General features: G+C 72.0%; 16 protein-coding genes. 6 read left to right on the top strand and 10 right to left on the bottom strand.

The window, feature by feature from the left end; genetic code table 11:
- Positions 1-18 precede the first annotated feature (18 nt).
- On the top strand, positions 19-876 hold the full coding sequence (locus ACIBU0_RS29615; RefSeq protein WP_398824465.1) for an EamA family transporter: 858 nt from the start codon (positions 19-21) through the stop codon (positions 874-876).
- Position 877: 1 nt separating this feature from the next.
- Here the strand turns inward: ACIBU0_RS29615 and ACIBU0_RS29620 are convergent, their stop codons facing one another.
- Positions 878-1,675: an acyltransferase gene (locus ACIBU0_RS29620; RefSeq protein WP_398824467.1), complete on the bottom strand. Its 798-nt coding sequence runs from the start codon at positions 1,673-1,675 to the stop codon at positions 878-880.
- A gap of 109 nt (positions 1,676-1,784) precedes the next feature.
- Here ACIBU0_RS29620 and ACIBU0_RS29625 point away from each other — a divergent pair, with 109 nt between their 5' ends.
- The gene (locus tag ACIBU0_RS29625) at positions 1,785-2,315 is read left to right on the top strand and encodes a gamma carbonic anhydrase family protein (protein ID WP_398824469.1); all 531 of its coding nucleotides are present in this window, start codon (positions 1,785-1,787) and stop codon (positions 2,313-2,315) included.
- 68 nt (positions 2,316-2,383) lie between these two features.
- Here ACIBU0_RS29625 and ACIBU0_RS29630 read toward each other — a convergent pair whose 3' ends face one another.
- Positions 2,384-3,028 carry a DedA family protein gene (locus ACIBU0_RS29630; protein ID WP_398824471.1) on the bottom strand — a complete coding sequence of 215 codons (645 nt, stop codon included), beginning with the start codon at positions 3,026-3,028 and terminating at the stop codon, positions 2,384-2,386.
- Positions 3,029-3,477: 449 nt separating this feature from the next.
- Here ACIBU0_RS29630 and ACIBU0_RS29635 point away from each other — a divergent pair, with 449 nt between their 5' ends.
- Positions 3,478-4,407 (top strand): alpha/beta hydrolase, encoded by a 930-nt coding sequence (locus ACIBU0_RS29635; RefSeq protein WP_398824616.1) that lies wholly within the window; start codon positions 3,478-3,480, stop codon positions 4,405-4,407.
- A 13-nt stretch (positions 4,408-4,420) separates the two neighbouring features.
- On the opposite strand, the gene ACIBU0_RS29640 is transcribed toward ACIBU0_RS29635, so the two are convergent.
- The gene (locus tag ACIBU0_RS29640) at positions 4,421-6,109 is read right to left on the bottom strand and encodes an RICIN domain-containing protein (RefSeq protein WP_398824618.1); all 1,689 of its coding nucleotides are present in this window, start codon (positions 6,107-6,109) and stop codon (positions 4,421-4,423) included.
- A 583-nt stretch (positions 6,110-6,692) separates the two neighbouring features.
- Entirely contained in the window at positions 6,693-7,130 is a 438-nt protein-coding gene (locus tag ACIBU0_RS29645) for a DUF4442 domain-containing protein (RefSeq protein WP_398824620.1), read from the bottom strand.
- 156 nt (positions 7,131-7,286) lie between these two features.
- On the opposite strand from ACIBU0_RS29645, the gene ACIBU0_RS29650 reads away from it, so the two are divergent.
- A complete protein-coding gene (locus tag ACIBU0_RS29650; protein WP_398824473.1) occupies positions 7,287-8,585 on the top strand; it encodes an MFS transporter in 1,299 nt (432 codons plus the stop codon).
- Here the strand turns inward: ACIBU0_RS29650 and ACIBU0_RS29655 are convergent.
- The 3 genes from ACIBU0_RS29655 to ACIBU0_RS29665 all read right to left on the bottom strand — a co-directional run bounded on the left by ACIBU0_RS29655 (position 8,547) and on the right by ACIBU0_RS29665 (position 11,664).
- Positions 8,547-9,392 carry a spermidine synthase gene (locus ACIBU0_RS29655; RefSeq protein ID WP_398824475.1) on the bottom strand — a complete coding sequence of 282 codons (846 nt, stop codon included), beginning with the start codon at positions 9,390-9,392 and terminating at the stop codon, positions 8,547-8,549. The two genes, ACIBU0_RS29650 and ACIBU0_RS29655, sit on opposite strands and share 39 nt — an antisense overlap.
- Before the next feature lie 115 nt (positions 9,393-9,507).
- On the bottom strand, positions 9,508-10,689 hold the full coding sequence (tuf, locus tag ACIBU0_RS29660; protein ID WP_398824477.1) for an elongation factor Tu: 1,182 nt from the start codon (positions 10,687-10,689) through the stop codon (positions 9,508-9,510).
- 252 nt (positions 10,690-10,941) lie between these two features.
- Positions 10,942-11,664, bottom strand: coding sequence for a DNA alkylation repair protein (locus ACIBU0_RS29665; protein ID WP_398824479.1), 723 nt, complete (start codon positions 11,662-11,664; stop codon positions 10,942-10,944).
- A gap of 49 nt (positions 11,665-11,713) precedes the next feature.
- Between ACIBU0_RS29665 and ACIBU0_RS29670 the strand changes: the two genes are divergently transcribed.
- Entirely contained in the window at positions 11,714-12,481 is a 768-nt protein-coding gene (locus tag ACIBU0_RS29670; RefSeq protein ID WP_398824481.1) for a TVP38/TMEM64 family protein, read from the top strand.
- A 4-nt stretch (positions 12,482-12,485) separates the two neighbouring features.
- Here ACIBU0_RS29670 and ACIBU0_RS29675 read toward each other — a convergent pair whose 3' ends face one another.
- Positions 12,486-13,655, bottom strand: a complete 1,170-nt coding sequence (locus tag ACIBU0_RS29675) for a thiolase family protein (protein ID WP_398824483.1) — start codon at positions 13,653-13,655, stop codon at positions 12,486-12,488.
- 163 nt (positions 13,656-13,818) lie between these two features.
- On the opposite strand from ACIBU0_RS29675, the gene ACIBU0_RS29680 reads away from it, so the two are divergent.
- Positions 13,819-14,289 (top strand): winged helix-turn-helix transcriptional regulator, encoded by a 471-nt coding sequence (locus ACIBU0_RS29680; protein ID WP_398824485.1) that lies wholly within the window; start codon positions 13,819-13,821, stop codon positions 14,287-14,289.
- Positions 14,290-14,307: 18 nt separating this feature from the next.
- Here ACIBU0_RS29680 and ACIBU0_RS29685 read toward each other — a convergent pair whose 3' ends face one another.
- Both ACIBU0_RS29685 and ACIBU0_RS29690 read right to left on the bottom strand, forming a co-directional pair.
- Positions 14,308-15,234 carry a PmoA family protein gene (locus ACIBU0_RS29685; RefSeq protein WP_398824487.1) on the bottom strand — a complete coding sequence of 309 codons (927 nt, stop codon included), beginning with the start codon at positions 15,232-15,234 and terminating at the stop codon, positions 14,308-14,310.
- A complete protein-coding gene (locus tag ACIBU0_RS29690; protein ID WP_398824489.1) occupies positions 15,231-16,496 on the bottom strand; it encodes a Gfo/Idh/MocA family protein in 1,266 nt (421 codons plus the stop codon). The genes ACIBU0_RS29685 and ACIBU0_RS29690 overlap by 4 nt, the downstream gene beginning before the upstream one ends.
- Between the last annotated feature and the right edge of the window lie 169 nt (positions 16,497-16,665).

The following is a 16,665-nucleotide window of genomic DNA, read 5'->3' on the forward strand; positions in this document are numbered from 1 at the left end:
CTGTACTGCGAGGCGACCGTGACAGCACTCTTCGCCCTGGCCACCAGCCTGCTCTGGGGGCTGGCCGACTTCGGCGGCGGACTGCTGACGCGGCGCACCCCGGCGCTCACGGTGGTCGTTGTCTCGCAGGCGATCGCGGCCGCCGTGCTCGGCGTGATCGTGGTGGCCACCGGCGGCTGGAGCGAGGCCGGCTCCCAGCTGTGGTTCGCGGTCGCGGCCGGTGTGGTGGGCCCGGTCGCCCTGCTCTGCTTCTACAAGGCGCTCGCGCTGGGCCCGATGGGCGTGGTCTCCCCGCTCGGCACCGTCGGAGTCGTGGTCCCGGTCGGCGTGGGCCTCGTCCTCGGCGAGCGGCCCGGACTGATGCAGGCCGCGGGCATCGCGGTCGCCGTGCTCGGGGTCGTCCTCGCGGGCGGACCGCAGCTGCGGGGCGCTCCCGTCCAGCGGCAGGCCATCCTGCTCACGCTGGTCGCCGCCTTCGGCTTCGGCACGGTGTTCGCGCTGATCGCGGAGGCGTCGTCCACCGTCACGGGCCTGTTCCTCGCGCTGTTCGTCCAGCGCGTGGTCAACGTCGCGGCGGGCGGCCTCGCGTGGTACGCCTCCGTGCGGCGGGGCGCGGCCGGCCTCCCCGACGGCGGCCTTCCGTGGCGCTCGTTGCCCGCGTTCGCGTTCGTGGGTCTCGCCGATGTCGCGGCGAACGGCACCTATGTGATCGCCGCCCACCACGGCCCGGTCACCGTGGCCGCCGTCCTGGCCTCGCTCTACCCCGTGGTGACCGCTCTGGCCGCGCGGGGCTTCCTCAGGGAGCGGCTGCGGGCGGTGCAGGCGGCGGGTGCGGGGCTCGCGCTGGTGGGCACGGTGCTGCTGGCGGCCGGCTGACTCAGGACTCCGCGGCCGGCTCGGCGAGTTCGACGGCCGCCTTCTCGTCCAGCTCCGCCAGCTTCGCCACCGTCTCCTCGTCCAGCTCGGCCAGGGCCTGGAGCTGCTCGGGCGTGATCCCGTCGGGGATCGGCACCGGCGCCGGCGTCCGCAGCGGCGGCTGCCAGCCGTCATCGGGCGTCCAGCGCCGTACGACCCGGGCGGGCGCCCCCGCCACCACCGCATGGTCGGGCACCGTGCCCCGCACCACCGCACCGGCCGCCACGACCACGTTCCGCCCGATCCGCGCGCCCGGCAGGATCACGGCCCCGGTGCCGATCCAGCACCCCGGGCCGATCTCGACGGGCTCCATGCGCGGCCACTGCTTGCCGATGGGCTCGTGCGGATCGTCGTACGAGTGGTTCGTGGACGTCACGTAGACGTACGGCCCGAAATAGCAGTCGCTGCCGATGGTGACCGTCGTGTCCGCGATGACATGGCTGCCGCGGCCCAGGACCACGCCGTTCCCTATCCGCAGGATCGGCTCCGGGCCGAGGTCGAGGTCGGGCATCAGACCCGCGGTCAGCGTCACCTGCTCGCCGACGATGCAGTGGGAGCCGAGGTGGATCCAGGGTTCGCCGAAGACCGTGCCGAGCGGGAAGGCGAGGCGGGTGGCTTCGCCGATCGAGCCGAAGTGGAAACGGCCGGGGCTCTCGGCCGTCACCGAACCCGTGCGCTGCACCCAGGCCCAGCCCGCGTGGACGGCGCGTTGCGCCAGTCGGCGTCGCCAGGATGAGAACGTGTTCTTGCGCTTGGGCACGCGCTCACCGTACTTACCGCACGGCGCCCGTATGAGGTGCGGGGCCTGTGATCTTCGCCCTACCGGGTGGCGTACCGTGCGTCTACGACGTTGTGGCGAGGAGTGGGCGATGAGGGACAGGGCGCTGGTCATGGGCATCGGGGGCAAGGACCCGAAGATCGACGGGGAGGCGTTCGTGGCGCCGACGTCCTCGGTGATCGGGGACGTGACGCTGGAGGCGGGCGCGAGTGTCTGGTACGGGGCGGTGGTGCGGGGTGACGTGGAGCGGATCTCCGTCGGGGCCCAGTCGAACATCCAGGACAACTGCACGCTGCATGCCGATCCCGGATTCCCCGTGAGCATCGGGGAGCGGGTGTCGGTCGGCCATAACGCCGTGGTGCACGGGGCGACCGTCGAGGACGACTGCCTGATCGGGATGGGGGCGACCGTGCTGAACGGGGCGGTGATCGGGGCCGGGTCGCTGGTCGCCGCTCAGGCTCTGGTGCCGCAGGGGATGCGGGTGCCGCCGGGGTCGCTGGTGGCGGGGGTGCCGGCGAAGGTGAGGCGGGAGCTGACTGAGGAAGAGCGGCAGGGCGTGACGCTCAACGGCACCATGTACGCCGCGCTGGCTCAGGCGCACCGGGAAGAGCACGGGGCGTAGAGGTCGTACGCGGTCTGCGGGCCGTCTGTGGCTGGTCGCGCAGTTCCCCGCGCCCCTTAGGGGGCGCTTCAGTCCCCGGCGCCTACGGGTTCCGGCGCCGGGTGTGCTGTCTGGGCCTTCTTGGCCTTGCGCTTGATGATCAGCATCGACGTGAGGCCGATCAGGACCGCTGCCACCAGGCCCAGCCACGAGAAGCGCTTCAGCCAGGACTCGGCGACCACGCCCACGTAGTAGATGACCGCGGTCGTGCCGCCCGCCCAGACGATGCCGCCGAGGACGTTGGCGATCAGGAACTTCCAGTACGGCATCCGCAGGACGCCCGCCAGCGGGCCGGCGAAGATGCGCAGGAGGGCGACGAAGCGGCCGAAGAACACGGCCCACATGCCCCACTTCTGGAAGGACCGCTCGGCCGTGGCGATGTGGCCTTCGCTGAAGTGTTTCGGGAACTTGTTGCCGAGCCAGGCCAGCAGGGGGCGGCCGCCCTTGCGGCCGATGGCGTAGCCGATGGAGTCGCCGATGATCGCGCCCGCGCTCGCGCAGGCGCCGAGGACGAACGGATTGATCTCACCGTGCTGCGAGGCGAGCAGCGCCGAGGACACCAGGATGATCTCGCCGGGCAGTGGGATGCCCAGGCTCTCCAGGCCGATGACCACGCCGACCAGCAGATAGATGGCGAGCGGGGGCACCGTTTCGAGCCATTCCTGGACGTGCAACGCCGCTTCCTCCCGTGTCCTGACGCCGTGCTTTCCCGGCGCATGCTCGGCTGTGAGCGTGCGCCGGGGAAGCCTACCCGTTCTGTGTGACGGTCTCCGAGCCCCCGGGGTTGCCCTGGTCTCAGCCGAACCGCAGGACGCGCGGTGCGAAGGTGCCCTCGGGACCGTCGGCGCGGCCGACCGACCACACCGAGGAGACCGTTCACGGGACCCCCCAGTACGCGAAGGCCGCACACCGTATGGGCGCTCACCCACCCCTGAACAGACGGCATCCGGCCATCACGGTTCCGCCCGACTTCAGCTGTCCGGCGTAGTGACCCGTGTCCCAACGGTCCGTACGCTCCCCAGTGTCACTGATCCGTCGCCGATCGGTTCGCTCGGAGTGGAGGCTCACCGTGCGCCCTGGCCATGCCCGTCTGTCGATCTGGACCGCCCTCGTCGCCCTGGTCATGGCGGTCCTGCCGGGGACCGCGACCGCGGCCGTCGGCAGTGGGGGCGGGGCCGGCGGTGCCCGGGTCGTGGCAGAGGAGAAGGTGGGACCTCGCCTGCTCGACCTGACCGTTGCGTCGCCCGCTCTGGGGCGTACCGCCAAGGTGCGGCTGCTGACCCCGGACGGCTGGGACGAGCGGAGCAAGAGCCGGCGGTGGCCGGTGCTGTTCCTGCTGCACGGCTGCTGCGACACGTACGACAGCTGGACCCGCGAAACCGATGTGGCGACGCTGCGGCAGCTGCGTGACACGCTGGTCGTCATGCCCGAGGGCGGGCAGGCCGGGTGGTACAGCGACTGGTGGAACCACGGCAACGGCGGCCCGCCGGCGTGGGAGACCTTCCACCTTCGCGAGCTGCGCCCGCTGCTGGAGCACGGCTACGGCGCCGGCCACCGCCGGGTGATCGCCGGGCTGTCCATGGGCGGCCTCGGTACCTTGCTCTACGCCGCGCACCACCCCGGCATGTTCCGGGCGGCGGCGAGCTACAGCGGCGTGGTGCATCCCCTGTACGGCGACTTCCCGTACGGCCTGATGGACGGATTGAAGGGGTTCGGCGAGGACCCGCTCGCCCTGTGGGGCGACCCGGTGGCCCAGCGTGCCATCTGGGAGGCACACGACCCGTACTACCTCGCGCACCGGCTGCGCTCGCTCCCCGTGTTCCTGTCGAGCGGCGACGGCACCGCCGGCCCCTTCGACCCGCCCGGCGCCCAGGACGACCTCGAGGCGCTGCTCAACGACATGAACCACGCTGTCGCCGACCGGATGAAGGCCGCCGGAGTGCGGCTCATCACCGACTTCTACGGGCCCGGCACTCACGACTGGCCGTACTGGGAGCGCGAACTGCACCGCTCCCTGCCGCTGCTGCTGCACGCCTTGCAGCCGGGCCGCTGACTGAGCCGGCTCGTCAGCCGTAGCCGGGGCCACCCGCGGGTGGCCCTGTCTGGCGGAGGACGGAGTCGAGGGCCGTCGTGGCGGCGCCGATGACCGTGGAGGCGGTGGCCGGCACCCCGGCCGGGAGGGCGACGGCGGGATCGGCAGGGGTGGTGGATCCGGCTTCGCCGCCGGAGTCGTCCTGGACGTAGCGCGTCTCGTACCGCGGCTGCGCGGGGTCCGGCGGCAGGTCCGGTTCGTCCGCTGGGGCGTCCGCCTCGGGCGGCTCGGGGACTGCGGCGTCCGGTGCCTCGTGCTCCGGTGCGGCGTCGGGATCCGCGGTGGTGCCGCCGTCCCCCTTGTCGTCCCGTCGCTCCCCTTCTTTTTCCTTCCGGCCGGGCTTCGTCCCGCCCTCGTCCGTGAGCCCGCCGTCGAGCAGCCAGCGCTGTGCCTCGGACCCGTCCCGTTCGGCGAGCACCACGCTCTCGCCCGCACCGGACGCGATCGCCAGCCCGTCGGACCGGCGCGGCAGAAGCTCCCCGTGGACGGTGAGGTCGTAGCGCACCTCGCCGGCGTGCGCGAGGCAGTTCGCGAGGACGACCGTGCCCTTGCCGGGGTCGGAGTCGGAGTCGGAGTCGAGGCAGAGGGTGGGGGCGGCGGCGCTGCGCAGCAGTCCGCTGTCCTGGTACGACCACTGCTGGGACGCGGCGGACGAGCACTCCGCCAGCTCGGCCCGGGCACCGCCTCGGAGCTCCCCGTCGCGGATGTCCAGGCACAGGCCGCGGTCGAGGTTGCGGAGCCTGCCCTGGGCGATCTCGACGGGGTCCTCGGCCGAGGCGGCCGACGGTGTTCCGCGGGACGAGGGCCGGGTCACGGCGCCCGGACCGACGGACTGGCCGCTGGGCGCACCCCAGGTGGCCTGCGCGTCGGGAACGCCCTTCTCCTCGGACCAGCCCTTGGCGGTGAGCAGGGTGACGAGCAGGACGAGGGAGGTCACGCCGACGCCCACGGCGAGGGCCTTCGCGCGTCCGTGCGGCGCGGTGGGGCGCGCCGGGCGGTGCCGGCCGCCGCGGGCCGGGCGGGTACCCGTCGCCGCCCCCGAACCGCCTCGCCCCGGCCGGGAGTCGAGATAGCGCCGGGCGCCCCAGCCGAGCACGGTTTCGGCGAGCAGCACTTCGAGGCCGCCCTCGAAATGGCTCAGCTGCTCGGCGGCGTGACGGCAGTAGCGGCACTCCGCCAGATGCTGCTGGACATCGGGCAGCAAGGCGCCGCCCCGGCGAATGGGAACGTCGAGGAGACGGTTGTAGAAGCGGCATTCCCGGGTGGGCGCGAGTTCGCGGTGGGCACGTACACAACCCGCCCGGAATTGCTCACGCACTCCCTCCATCGCCGCCGCTGCGGTGCCCGCGTCCACGCCCAGCAGACCAGCGGGTATGGTTATCGGTTCCGCTTCGACCTCGGTGTGCCAGAGGAGACATTGCGAGGCCCCCGGCAGCGCCCGGAATGCGCGCTCGGCGATGTGGCGTCTTTCGGGTGTCACGGACCGCGCGGCACGCAGGCCGCGTCCTCCGGTCGGTTTGGCGAGTTCCGGCAGCAGAGCGGAAATACGGCCGTCGGCCGCCCACTCCTTCACCAGGTCCCGTACGGCGGTGAGGAGTTGGGGACGCAGTGCGCCGCCGGCCGGGTGGCCGAGCACGCGATGGAACGCCGCGGCGGCCACCATGGAGGCCGAACTCGCCGTGGAGACCAGGCAGATGGCGGCGTAGTCGTAGGTGGCACGCCAGTGGCGCGCCATCAGCAGGGCGACGGCACGGCCGTCCGCTTCGGCCTTGCCCAGGCCTGCGAGGAGATCGCGGTCGGAACGGCCGGGGTTCACTCCGGGTCGTGGGGGGTAGGGCGGGCGTGGGGGGTAAGGGGATTGCACTGAACCATTTCCTTCCCGTCCGCCGGGCGCTTTGGGGAATGCGCGTCCGTCGGAAAGCAGGTGCGTGATTGGTGCATACCTAGGCCGTGTCACCTGTGGACCGGCTATCGGGCCGCTCACTTTTGCACAAGCGACGCGCAGTTAACAAGAAGTCCGGGTGACCGAAGTTCAAAAACCAGCGAATTCAGACCAGTTACCGCCAGTAACAACACCCGTATTCGACATGGCCGTCGCATTGACGGCGAGTTGTGTGCAGTCAAAGACCGACGGTCCACGGAATCTTCAATTCCGCATGCCGCACAGCGGCACGTCGGGGACGGCCGCCGGGCCGGGGAAAAGAAACAGGGGCCCCTCGCGAGGCCCCTGCTTGCGTACGGTCGGCTCAGCCGTTCGGCCGCAGCGTCCAGACGACGGTCATCTCCCCGGTGACGGCCCCGTCCCCGCGGCGGATCTCGATGGCCACCGGGAACTCGGGCCGCTCACCCGCGTCCAGCTCGGCCACGACCTCGGCGGCCGGGCGGCCCAGGGTCGCGGTGGCGGTGACCGGGCCCATGGCGAGCTTCTTGTAGGCGATGTCGGCGCGCACGGCGAGCGGCACGGCACGCGAGAGCTGCTCGCCGAACGCGGCGAGCACGATCGCCCCGCTGGCGGACTCCCCGAGCGTGAACATCGCACCGGCGTGCGGTCCGCCCACGTGGTTGTGGTACTCGCTCTGGTCCGGCAGGGCCACCACGGCCTTCTCCGGCGTGGTCTCCACGAACTCGAGGTTCAGGGTCCGGGCCATGGGCACGGTGGCGGCGAGCATCTCGCCGATGGACATCTGGTCTGCGCTCATGGCGGTCATGTTACCCATGAGTAGGGTCCGTGGACAGGTCCATGTGACGAGCGTCGTACCCCTGCCGGGGAAAGTGGTGCACCCGGCCCGTGACCTGCAAATCGTTTGGCAAAACCTGGTCCGGACGGGGATAGTCGGCCGGTGACCTCCGCCGCCGATCTCCGCCGTCGTTCCCGCCCCGCCTGGGCCGGCCGCAATTACAGCCTGCTGACCGCCGCGGCGTTCGTCACCAACCTCGGCAGTCACGGCGCACTGATCGCGGCGGCGTTCGCCGTGCTGGAGGAGGGTGGCGACGGTGGTGACGTGGGCCTGGTGGCCGCGTCCCGCACGCTGCCGCTGGTGCTCTTCCTGCTGATCGGCGGCGCCCTCGCGGACCGGCTCCCCCGGCACCGGGTGATGGTCGCGGCCAACGCCCTGAACTGCCTCTCCCAGGCGGCCTTCGCCGTACTGGTCCTCGCCGGGGAGGCGCAGCTGTGGCAGATGATGCTGCTGACGGCGCTCGGCGGCACCGGCCAGGCGTTCTTCAGCCCGGCGGCCGAGGGCATGCTGCTGTCGTCGGTCCAGGGGGAGCAGGCGAGCCGGGCGTTCGCCGTGTTCCGGATGGCGATGCAGGGCGCGGCGGTGGGCGGTGCCGCGCTCGGCGGCGCCCTGGTGGCCGCGATCGGGCCGGGCTGGGTACTGGCCGCGGATGCGGCGGCCTTCGCGGTCGCCGGGGCCATGCGGGCGTTTTTGGATGTGCGGCACGTACCGCAGCGCACACCGGGCGGCGGCATGCTCGCCGATCTGCGCGACGGCTGGCGGGAGTTCGCCGGACGGCCGTGGCTGTGGGGCATCGTCGTGCAGTTCTCCATCGCGAACGCGGTGGTCGGTGCCGCCGACGCGGTCTACGGCCCGCTCGTCGCCCGGGACCACCTGGGCGGGGCGGGCCCATGGGGCCTGGCGCTGGGCTTCTTCGGCGCCGGCACGGTCGCCGGCGCCCTCCTCATGACCCGCTGGAAACCGCGCCGCCTCCTCCTCGCCGGCACCCTGTGCGTCTTCCCGCTCGCCCTGCCCTCGGCCGCGCTCGCCGTACCCGTGCCGGTCAGCGTGCTCTGTGTGGTGATGTTCCTGACGGGCGTGACGGTGGAGGTGTTCGGCGTCTCCTGGATGACCGCACTCCATCAGGAGATACCGGAGGACAAGCTCTCCCGGGTCGCCGCGTACGACTGGTTCGGCTCGGTGGCCCTGGTCCCGCTGGCGACCGCCCTGGCCGGTCCGGCGGAGACGGCGTTCGGGCGCACCTCGGCGCTGTGGGGCTGTGCCACGCTGGTCGTGGTCGTCACGGCGGCGGTCCTGTGCGTACCCGACGTACGCAACCTCCGCCGCCGTACCAAGCAGGTGACCGCCGGAAGCCGGGCCGACTCAGCCGATGCCGAAAGCCCCGTCGGGGGGCTCGGGTGACGGCACGGCGTCCTCGTCCAGCACCGGCCGCGCGCCGCCGATGAACTCCCGCAGGGCGGGCCCGTGTTCGACGCGGGCAGGAAAGGCGTCGGAGGCGGTGAGCCGCGCCAGGGCGGCCGTGTCGACGGGGTGATGCGCGGCGACGAGCACCGCGTTGCCGAAGCGCCGCCCCCGCAGGACGCCCGGCTCGGCGATCAGCACGAGCTCCTCGAACAGCGTGGCACAACAGGCGAGTTGGGAGCGCAGGAAGGCGAACGGCGCGGCATCGGCCAGGTTGGCCAGATAGACGCCGCCGTGCCGCAGCACCCGCTCGGCCTCACGCACGTACGCGACCGACGTCAGATGCGCCGGCACCCGTGACCCGCCGAAGACATCGGCGACCAGCACGTCGGCCGAGTCGTCCGGGGCCTCCTCCAGCCAGGTCCGGGCATCCCCGGCGTGCAGCCGGATGCCGTCCCCGTCCTCGATCGGCAGATGCTCGACGACGAGCTCGATCAGCCCCCGGTCGGCCTCGATCACGTCCTGCCGTGAACCGGGCCGGGTCGCCGCCAGATACCGCGGCAGCGTGAGCGCCCCGCCGCCGAGATGCAGCACGTCCAACGGCCGCCCCGCCTCGGCGACGGTGTCCAGCACATGCCCGAGCCGCCGTGCGTACTCGAACTCAAGGTGCGTGGGCTCGTCGAGATCGACGTACGACTGCGGGGCCCCGTCGACCGTGAGCAGCCAGGCCCGCTTCCGATCGACGTCGGGCATCAGCTTGGCGGTGCCGTGGTCGACGGACCGGGTGACGGGTATGGGGTCATTCACCTTCCCATTGTGCCGGGAACTGTTGGCGAGAGGGGCGGGGAGCGCCCCTTCAGGGGCGTGGGGAACTGCGCGACCAGCCACGACGAACCCGCAGTCCCCCACGAACCGCACCCCCTCACACGACGGCAGTCACGGTCCCCGCCCCCACGGTCCTGCCACCCTCGCGGATGGCGAATCCGAGCCCAGGCTCCAAAGGCACCTCACGCCCCAGCTCGACGGTCATCGTGACCGTCTCCCCGGGCCGCGCGACCCCCACCTCACCGAGGTCGATGTCCCCGACCACATCCGCCGTACGGATATAGAACTGCGGCCGATACCCCGTGGCCACAGCCGTCGTACGACCGCCCTCGCGCGCCGACAGCACGTACACCTGCGCCGAGAACCGCCGCCGCGGCACCACACTCCCCGGCGCCGCGACCACGTGCCCCCGCCGGACGGCGTCCCGCGGAACCCCACGCAGCAGCAACGCCACGTTGTCCCCGGCCTGCGCCTCGTCCATCGGCTTGCCGAAGGTCTCCAGACCGGTGACCACGGTCTCCAGCCCGGCACCGAGCACTTCGACCCGGTCACCCACCCGTACGGTGCCCCGCTCGACCGCACCGGTCACCACGGTCCCCCGCCCGGTGATGGTGAGCACGTTCTCGACCGGCAACAGGAACGGCGCGTCCACATACCGCTCCGGCATCGGAACGTACGTGTCCACGGCGTCGAGCAGCGCCTCGATCGACGCCGTCCACTTCGGGTCCCCTTCCAGGGCCTTCAGCCCCGAGACCCGTACGACGGGCGCGGCGTCTCCCCCGTAGCCGTGCTCGCTGAGCAGGTCGCGGACCTCCAGCTCGACGAGGTCGGTGAGCGCAGCATCCTCGCCGTCGTCGACGGCGTCGGCCTTGTTGAGGGCGACGACGATGTGGTCGACGCCCACCTGCCGGGCGAGCAGGACGTGTTCGGCGGTCTGCGGCATGATCCCGTCGAGCGCGGAGACCACGAGGATCGCCCCGTCGAGCTGCGCGGCGCCGGTGACCATGTTCTTGACGTAGTCGGCGTGGCCCGGCATGTCGACGTGCGCGTAGTGGCGGGTGTCGGTCTCGTACTCGACGTGGGCGATGTTGATGGTGATGCCGCGCGCGGCCTCCTCCGGCGCCCGGTCGATGCGGTCGAAGGGGACGAAGGTGCCCGATCCGCGCTCGGCGAGAACCTTGGTGATGGCGGCGGTCAGGGTGGTCTTGCCGTGGTCGACATGGCCCATCGTGCCGATGTTGAGATGCGGTTTGGTGCGGACGTAAGCCGTCTTGGACATGGCTGTACCTCGAAGCCTCTTGATGGAGAGCGGGACCCCAAGGACTTGCCGACCCTCCCCCTGCGGGGTCCGCCGGACGATACGGAGAGGGTCAGCTTCGGGCGCCGTCGACTGCGGCCAGGAAGATCGCGACGGCAGCCTTCGGAGCATCCGCGACGGCGGATGCTGCAGCGACGAAGGCGTACCGGAACATGGCGTCGATCATTGCCGACGCCATGTCCGACGTCGAATGGTTTTTCGTGGTACGGGACTTCAGTCCCCGATGTTCTTCAGTGCCTCCCGCACCGACAGCGGCGCGAACCGCCCTCGTTCCCGCGCCAGGAAGTCCCGTACGGCGTCCGGGTCGGTCTTGGCGTACTCGCGCAGGCACCAGCCGATCGCCTTGCGGATGAAGAAGTCGGTGTGCCCGGACTGGCGCAGGCAGTAGGCGAAGAGGCGTGCGGTGTCGGTGCGTTCCTTGTAGCGCAGCTGGTGGAGCAGGGCGGTGCGGGCGACCCACAGGTCGTCGTCCACGATCCAGGTGTCCATGTCCGCCTTGAGCTTCGGGCCGGCCGCGACGAGCCCGCCGACCACGTGTGCGGCGAGCGCGTCGACGGTGTCCCACCAGGACACGGTGGTCACGAGGTGCCGGGCCACCGGGAGGAAGCCCGAGGAGAGGCGCCCGACGTGCCGGCGCAGGTAGTCGACGGCGAAGTAGTGGTACTCGCGCTCGGCCAGCTGCCAGCAGCGCAGGGCGACGGCGGTGCAGTCGGCCTCGTCGGGGCGGGGTGTGCCCTGGACGACGGTGCGGGACAGGGTGCGGCGCGCGGGTGTGGGGATGCCGAGGAAGGGGGCCACGTCCTTCATGTACGCCCGGGCGGTGGCGGCCCGCTCGGGGTCCGCCGCGGCGGCGTACGCGGTGGTGAGCCGCTCCATGACCGTGTCGGCCAGCGCACTGGCCGGAACGTCCGGTGTTCCCTCACCTGTGACGCGCATGAGACGAACCATACGGCGATCACACATCTTCGTCGGTTACTGTCGCCGAATGCTCGATGCCACCACCCGCTCTGGGGGCACCGAGGCGGCCTGTCCCCCGGCCGCCGCCACGGAACCCGCCGTCCCCGCTCCCGCCCCGGCGGGCTTCGCCACGCGCTGCACGAGAGCGCTCCTGTCGCCGTGGTCGCGGTTGTCCCTGCTCGTGGTCCTGCTCGCGGCGGCCGCGTCCTCCGTCCTGCTCTTCGAGCCGCACAAGCTCCTGGCGCACGGCTGGCCGCCGCAGGTCGCGGGCCCGGCCGCGGTGGTGCTGTTCGCGGTGGCGTACGGACTGGTCACGGTGGCGTTCGTGCCGCGGCCGCTGCTGAACCTCGCGGCGGGCGCGCTCTTCGGCTCCGAGTGGGGCATCGGCGCGGCGCTCGCGGGCACCGTACTGGGGGCCGGGATCGCCTTCGGGCTGGGGCGGTTGCTCGGCCAGGACGCGTTGCGCCCGCTGCTGCGCGGCCGGTGGCTGAAGGCGGCGGACGGCCAGTTCAGCCGGCACGGATTCCGCTCGATGCTGGCGGTGCGGCTGTTCCCCGGGGTGCCGTTCTGGGCGGCGAACTACTGCGCCGCCGTCTCCCGCATGGGCTATGTCCCGTTCCTGCTCGCGACGGCGCTCGGGTCGGTCCCGAACACCGCCGCGTACGTCGTCGCCGGCGCCCGTGCGTCCGCGCCGACGTCGCCCGCCTTTCTGATCGCGCTGGCCTGCATCGCCGTACCGGCGCTCGCGGGCGTGGTGGTGGCCTGGCGCAAGCGCCACCACCTCAGGCTCAAGTGATCCCTCAGACCGCTTCCAACACCATCGCGTTGGCCAGGCCGCCCGCCTCGCACATCGTCTGCAGGGCGTGGCGGGCGCCGCGCTCGCGCATCGCGTGGACCAGGGTCGTCGTCAGACGGGTTCCGCTGGCCCCGAGCGGGTGGCCGATCGCGATCGCACCGCCGTGCACGTTGACCTTGGCGAGGTCGGCGCCGGTCTCCTGCTGCCAGGCCAGCACGACGCTGGAAAAGGCCTCGTTGACCTCGAAGAGGTCGATGTCGTCGAGGGTCAGCCGCGCCCTGCGCAGCACCTTCTCGGTCGCCGGGATGACTCCCGTGAGCATCAGCAGCGGGTCGGAGCCGGTGACGGCGAAGCTGTGCAGCCTCGCGAGGGGGCGCAGGCCCAGGCGGGCCGCGGTCTCGCTGGAGGTGATGAGCACGGCGGAGGCGCCGTCGTTGATGGGGCTTGCGTTGCCCGCGGTGACGTTCCACTCGATCTGCGGGAAGCGCTCGGCGAACGCCGGGTCGTAGTAGGCGGGCTTGAGGCCGGCGAGGATCTCGGGGGTGCTGCCCGGTCGTACGCACTCGTCGCGCGAGACGCCGTCCAGGGGCGCGACCTCGGCGTCGAAGAGGCCCTTGTCCCAGGCCTCGGCCGCCTTGTGGTGCGAGGAGACGGCGAATGTGTCCATCTGCTCACGCGTGATCGACCACTTGGCGGCGATCAGCTCGGCGCTGATGCCCTGCGGCACGAGGCCCTCGGGGTAGCGCTCGGCGATGCCGGGGCCGAAGGGGTCCTTGCCGGGCGGCACGTTCGACCACATCGGCACCCGGCTCATCGACTCGACACCGCAGGCGACGACCAGGTCGTAGGCGCCGGAGATGACGCCCTGGGCGGCGAAGTGCACGGCCTGCTGGGAGGAGCCGCACTGACGGTCGACGGTGGTCGCCGGGACCGTCTCCGGGAAGCCCGCCGACAGGGCGGCGTAGCGGGTGGTGTTCATGGCCTGCTCGCCGACCTGGTCGACGGTGCCGCCGATGACGTCGTCGATCAGCGCCGGGTCGACGCCGGAGCGCTCGACGAGGGTGCGCAGGGTGTGGGCGAGGAGTTCGACGGGGTGGACGTGCGCGAGGGAGCCGTTCGGCTTGCCCTTGCCCATCGGGGTGCGTACGGCTTCGACGATGACTGCGTCTCGCATGGTGCGGGCCTCCTTGGACGCCGGGCGATGACCGGCGCGCAGGCCGGTGGGGCGACCGGCGCGATTACCGGTGAGTAGGAAATCCAAACTCACCATAGCCCCATGGGTTGGAAAATCAAACCCGTTAAGTTGGAAAGTCGAACCCTCCCCTAAACTGAGCGCCATGGCCGCCACCAAAGACCCGCGCCCCTGTTCCATCGCCGATGCCCTGGCGCTCGTCGGCGAGAAGTACTCCCTGCTCGTCCTGCGCGAGGTGTGCCTGGGCAACGGCCGCTTCGACCAGCTCGTGCGCAATATCGGCGCCCCGCGCGACATCCTGGCCACGCGGCTGCGCCGCCTCGTCGACGCCGGCATCCTGACCAAGCGCGCCTACAGCGAGCGCCCGCAGCGCTTCGAGTACCGGCCCACACAGGCGGGGCTGGAGCTGGAGCCGGTCCTGATGACGCTCATGGCGTGGGGCGACCGCCACCTCCGCACGGACGACGACCGCCCCATGGTGATCGAGCACATCTGCGGAAACGAACTGGTCCCGGTCGTCACCTGCCAGGCCTGCGGCGGCGCGGTGCACCACGAGGACCTGACGGCCCATCCCCAGGCGCCGGGCTGGACGGTGGCGGGGCCGTCGGCCGCGTGAGTCAGGCCCTGGAGCCCCTCACCAGGGGTGCGTCTCCAGGTACTTGGCGATCTCCTCCCGCTCCCACGCCCCGTCGGCCACGACGACCCGGTAGCGGCGGGTGAGGGTGGCGCCGGGCGCCAGCTCCAGTTCGTCATGGAACGCCCAGGACGGGGCCACGCCCGCGAAGGGCTCGTTGCGTACGAACCAGTGGGCGGGGTGGGTGCCCAGGTCGCCGGCGTGGTCGTTCTCCGGGGCGTGGGCGAAGACGAGGGTGGCGTGGCCGTCGGTGCCGTCGTGCTCACCGGAGCAGGCCAGCCAGGGCGCCTGCTCGCCCATCAGGGCGGGGCCATCGGCGCCGGGGGCGATGATCCGGCCGCCCCGGAAGGCGCGCGGGCCGCGCCAGAACAGGCCCGTGTAGCCGGCCATGTCGCGCCCGGCGGTGGTGGGGCTGCCGAACCTCAGCGGCTCCTCGCGCCGGTTCGTCACGGCGCTCGTCCACGTCAGGGCCCAGGAGCCGGACTCCGGCTCGATGTCGTGCACCTCGATCCGGCGGCGCTCGTCGGCCCACAGCTCACCGCTGTGGGGGTGCCACGTCAGCCGCTCGGCGATGACGACACGGTCACCGTGCGAGGAGACCTCGTCGAACGCGACGTGGGCCATCGACCCGACGCGCTCGGGGAGTTCGAGATACCCCTGTCCATGGACGTAGGAATTGCCGCCCCAGAGGTTGGCCCCCGACAGATGTGAGGCCGTCAGCGACAGGCCCTTGTGCCAGCGGTGGTCGTTGGGACGGTAGTCGGTGACGACGTCACCGGCGAGGGTCCGCAGCGGGTGGACGTACGGCTTCGGGGCCTCCCATGCGGCCTCCGCGCGGTAGACGTAGGCGAGCAGTTCGACGCCGCCGGCCGACTCGGTCACCGTGATGCGCTCGCCGTGCTCGTGCACGACCCGCAGCCCGGTCACGCGGCGGCCTCCTCGCCCGCGACAACCCGCTCGCCGCCGCCGACCTGCTCACCCACGACGGGCGCCCAGCCGGGCGCACCCCCGTGCATCGCCGCGTGGAACGGATCCCCGGGGCCGATCTCCCCCGCCTTGACGGTCGCGTCCGTGAACGCCGACTTGTACAGCGCGGCGATCAGCTCCAGACTCGTCCGCCCGTCCGCGCCGCTGCTGCGCGGCCGCTCCCCCGCGCGCATGCTCGCGACCAGGTCCCGCAGCTGCTCCAGGTGCGAACTGGGTACGTCCGCGCCGAAGTCCTGCCAGGCCGCGGCCTCGACGGCCGGCACGTCGCGGGCCGGGGTGATGCGCCAGTTGTCGTTGCCGTGGCCGTAGAGGTGGGTGAGTTCGACGGTGGCGCGCTCGCAGTCGATGCGGATGCGGCTGACCTCGTCGGGGCTCAGCACGCTGTTCACGACGGTCGCCATCGCGCCGTTCGCAAAGCGCACCAGCGCGGTGGAGACGTCCTCGGTCTCCACGTCGTGCACCAGGCGGCCGGCCATGGCGCGCACCTCGCTCCACGGTCCGAGCAGGTCGAGCAGCAGATCCATCTGATGGATGCCGTGCCCCATCGCCGGACCGCCGCCCTCGGTCCGCCAGCGACCGCGCCAGGGCACGGCGTAGTAGGCGGTGTCGCGATACCAGGTCGTCTGGGAGTGGGCGACGAGCGGACGGCCCATGGCCTGCTCGGCGAGCAGGCGACGTACATGCCGGGTGCCCGAACCGAAGCGGTGCTGGAAGACGATCGAGGCGTAGGGCCCGCCGTCCTTGCCCTCCTCCGCCTCGACGGCGTCGAAGTCCGCGAGGCTCGGCACCGGCGGCTTCTCGCACCACACCCAGGCACCGGCGCGCAGCGCGGTGACGGTCTGGTCGCGGTGCAGGGTGGGCGGGGTGCAGATGGTGACCAGGTCGGGGCGCTGCTCCTGGAACATCCGGTCCAGGTCGGTGTAGGGGCGGGGCGCACCGGCCGCGGTCGCCGCCGCTGCCGTGCGGAAGCCCTCGGCGGACTCCGCGTCGATGTCGACGGCGGCGACGAGCTCCGTCTCGCCCTCATCGGCGAGCCGGGCGAGCGCGGGCAGGTGGGAGTCGCGTGCGATGGCGCCGGTGCCGATCACGGCGACCCTGATCCGGCGGCCGGCGAGCGGGGCGGGCCGGGAGTGGCGTATCTCGGCAGCCGTCTCGGGACTGGCCTCGTGACTGGTCTCGGGAGTGGTCTCGGATGCAGTCATGGATGTGATCGGACTCCTCCGGGACACGGGCACGAGACAGACGCGGGTGCGAGCGCGAGCGGAACGACGACAGCAAGCGCTTTCAGCTCGCAGCAACGTAAGCGGCGGCCCCTGTGCAGGTCAACACCGGTATGCCCGGGACCGGGGAGCTCCCCACCGAACCCCTGTG

Source organism: Streptomyces sp. NPDC049627, assembly GCF_044465645.1.
Classification (GTDB): Bacteria; Actinomycetota; Actinomycetes; order Streptomycetales; family Streptomycetaceae; genus Streptomyces.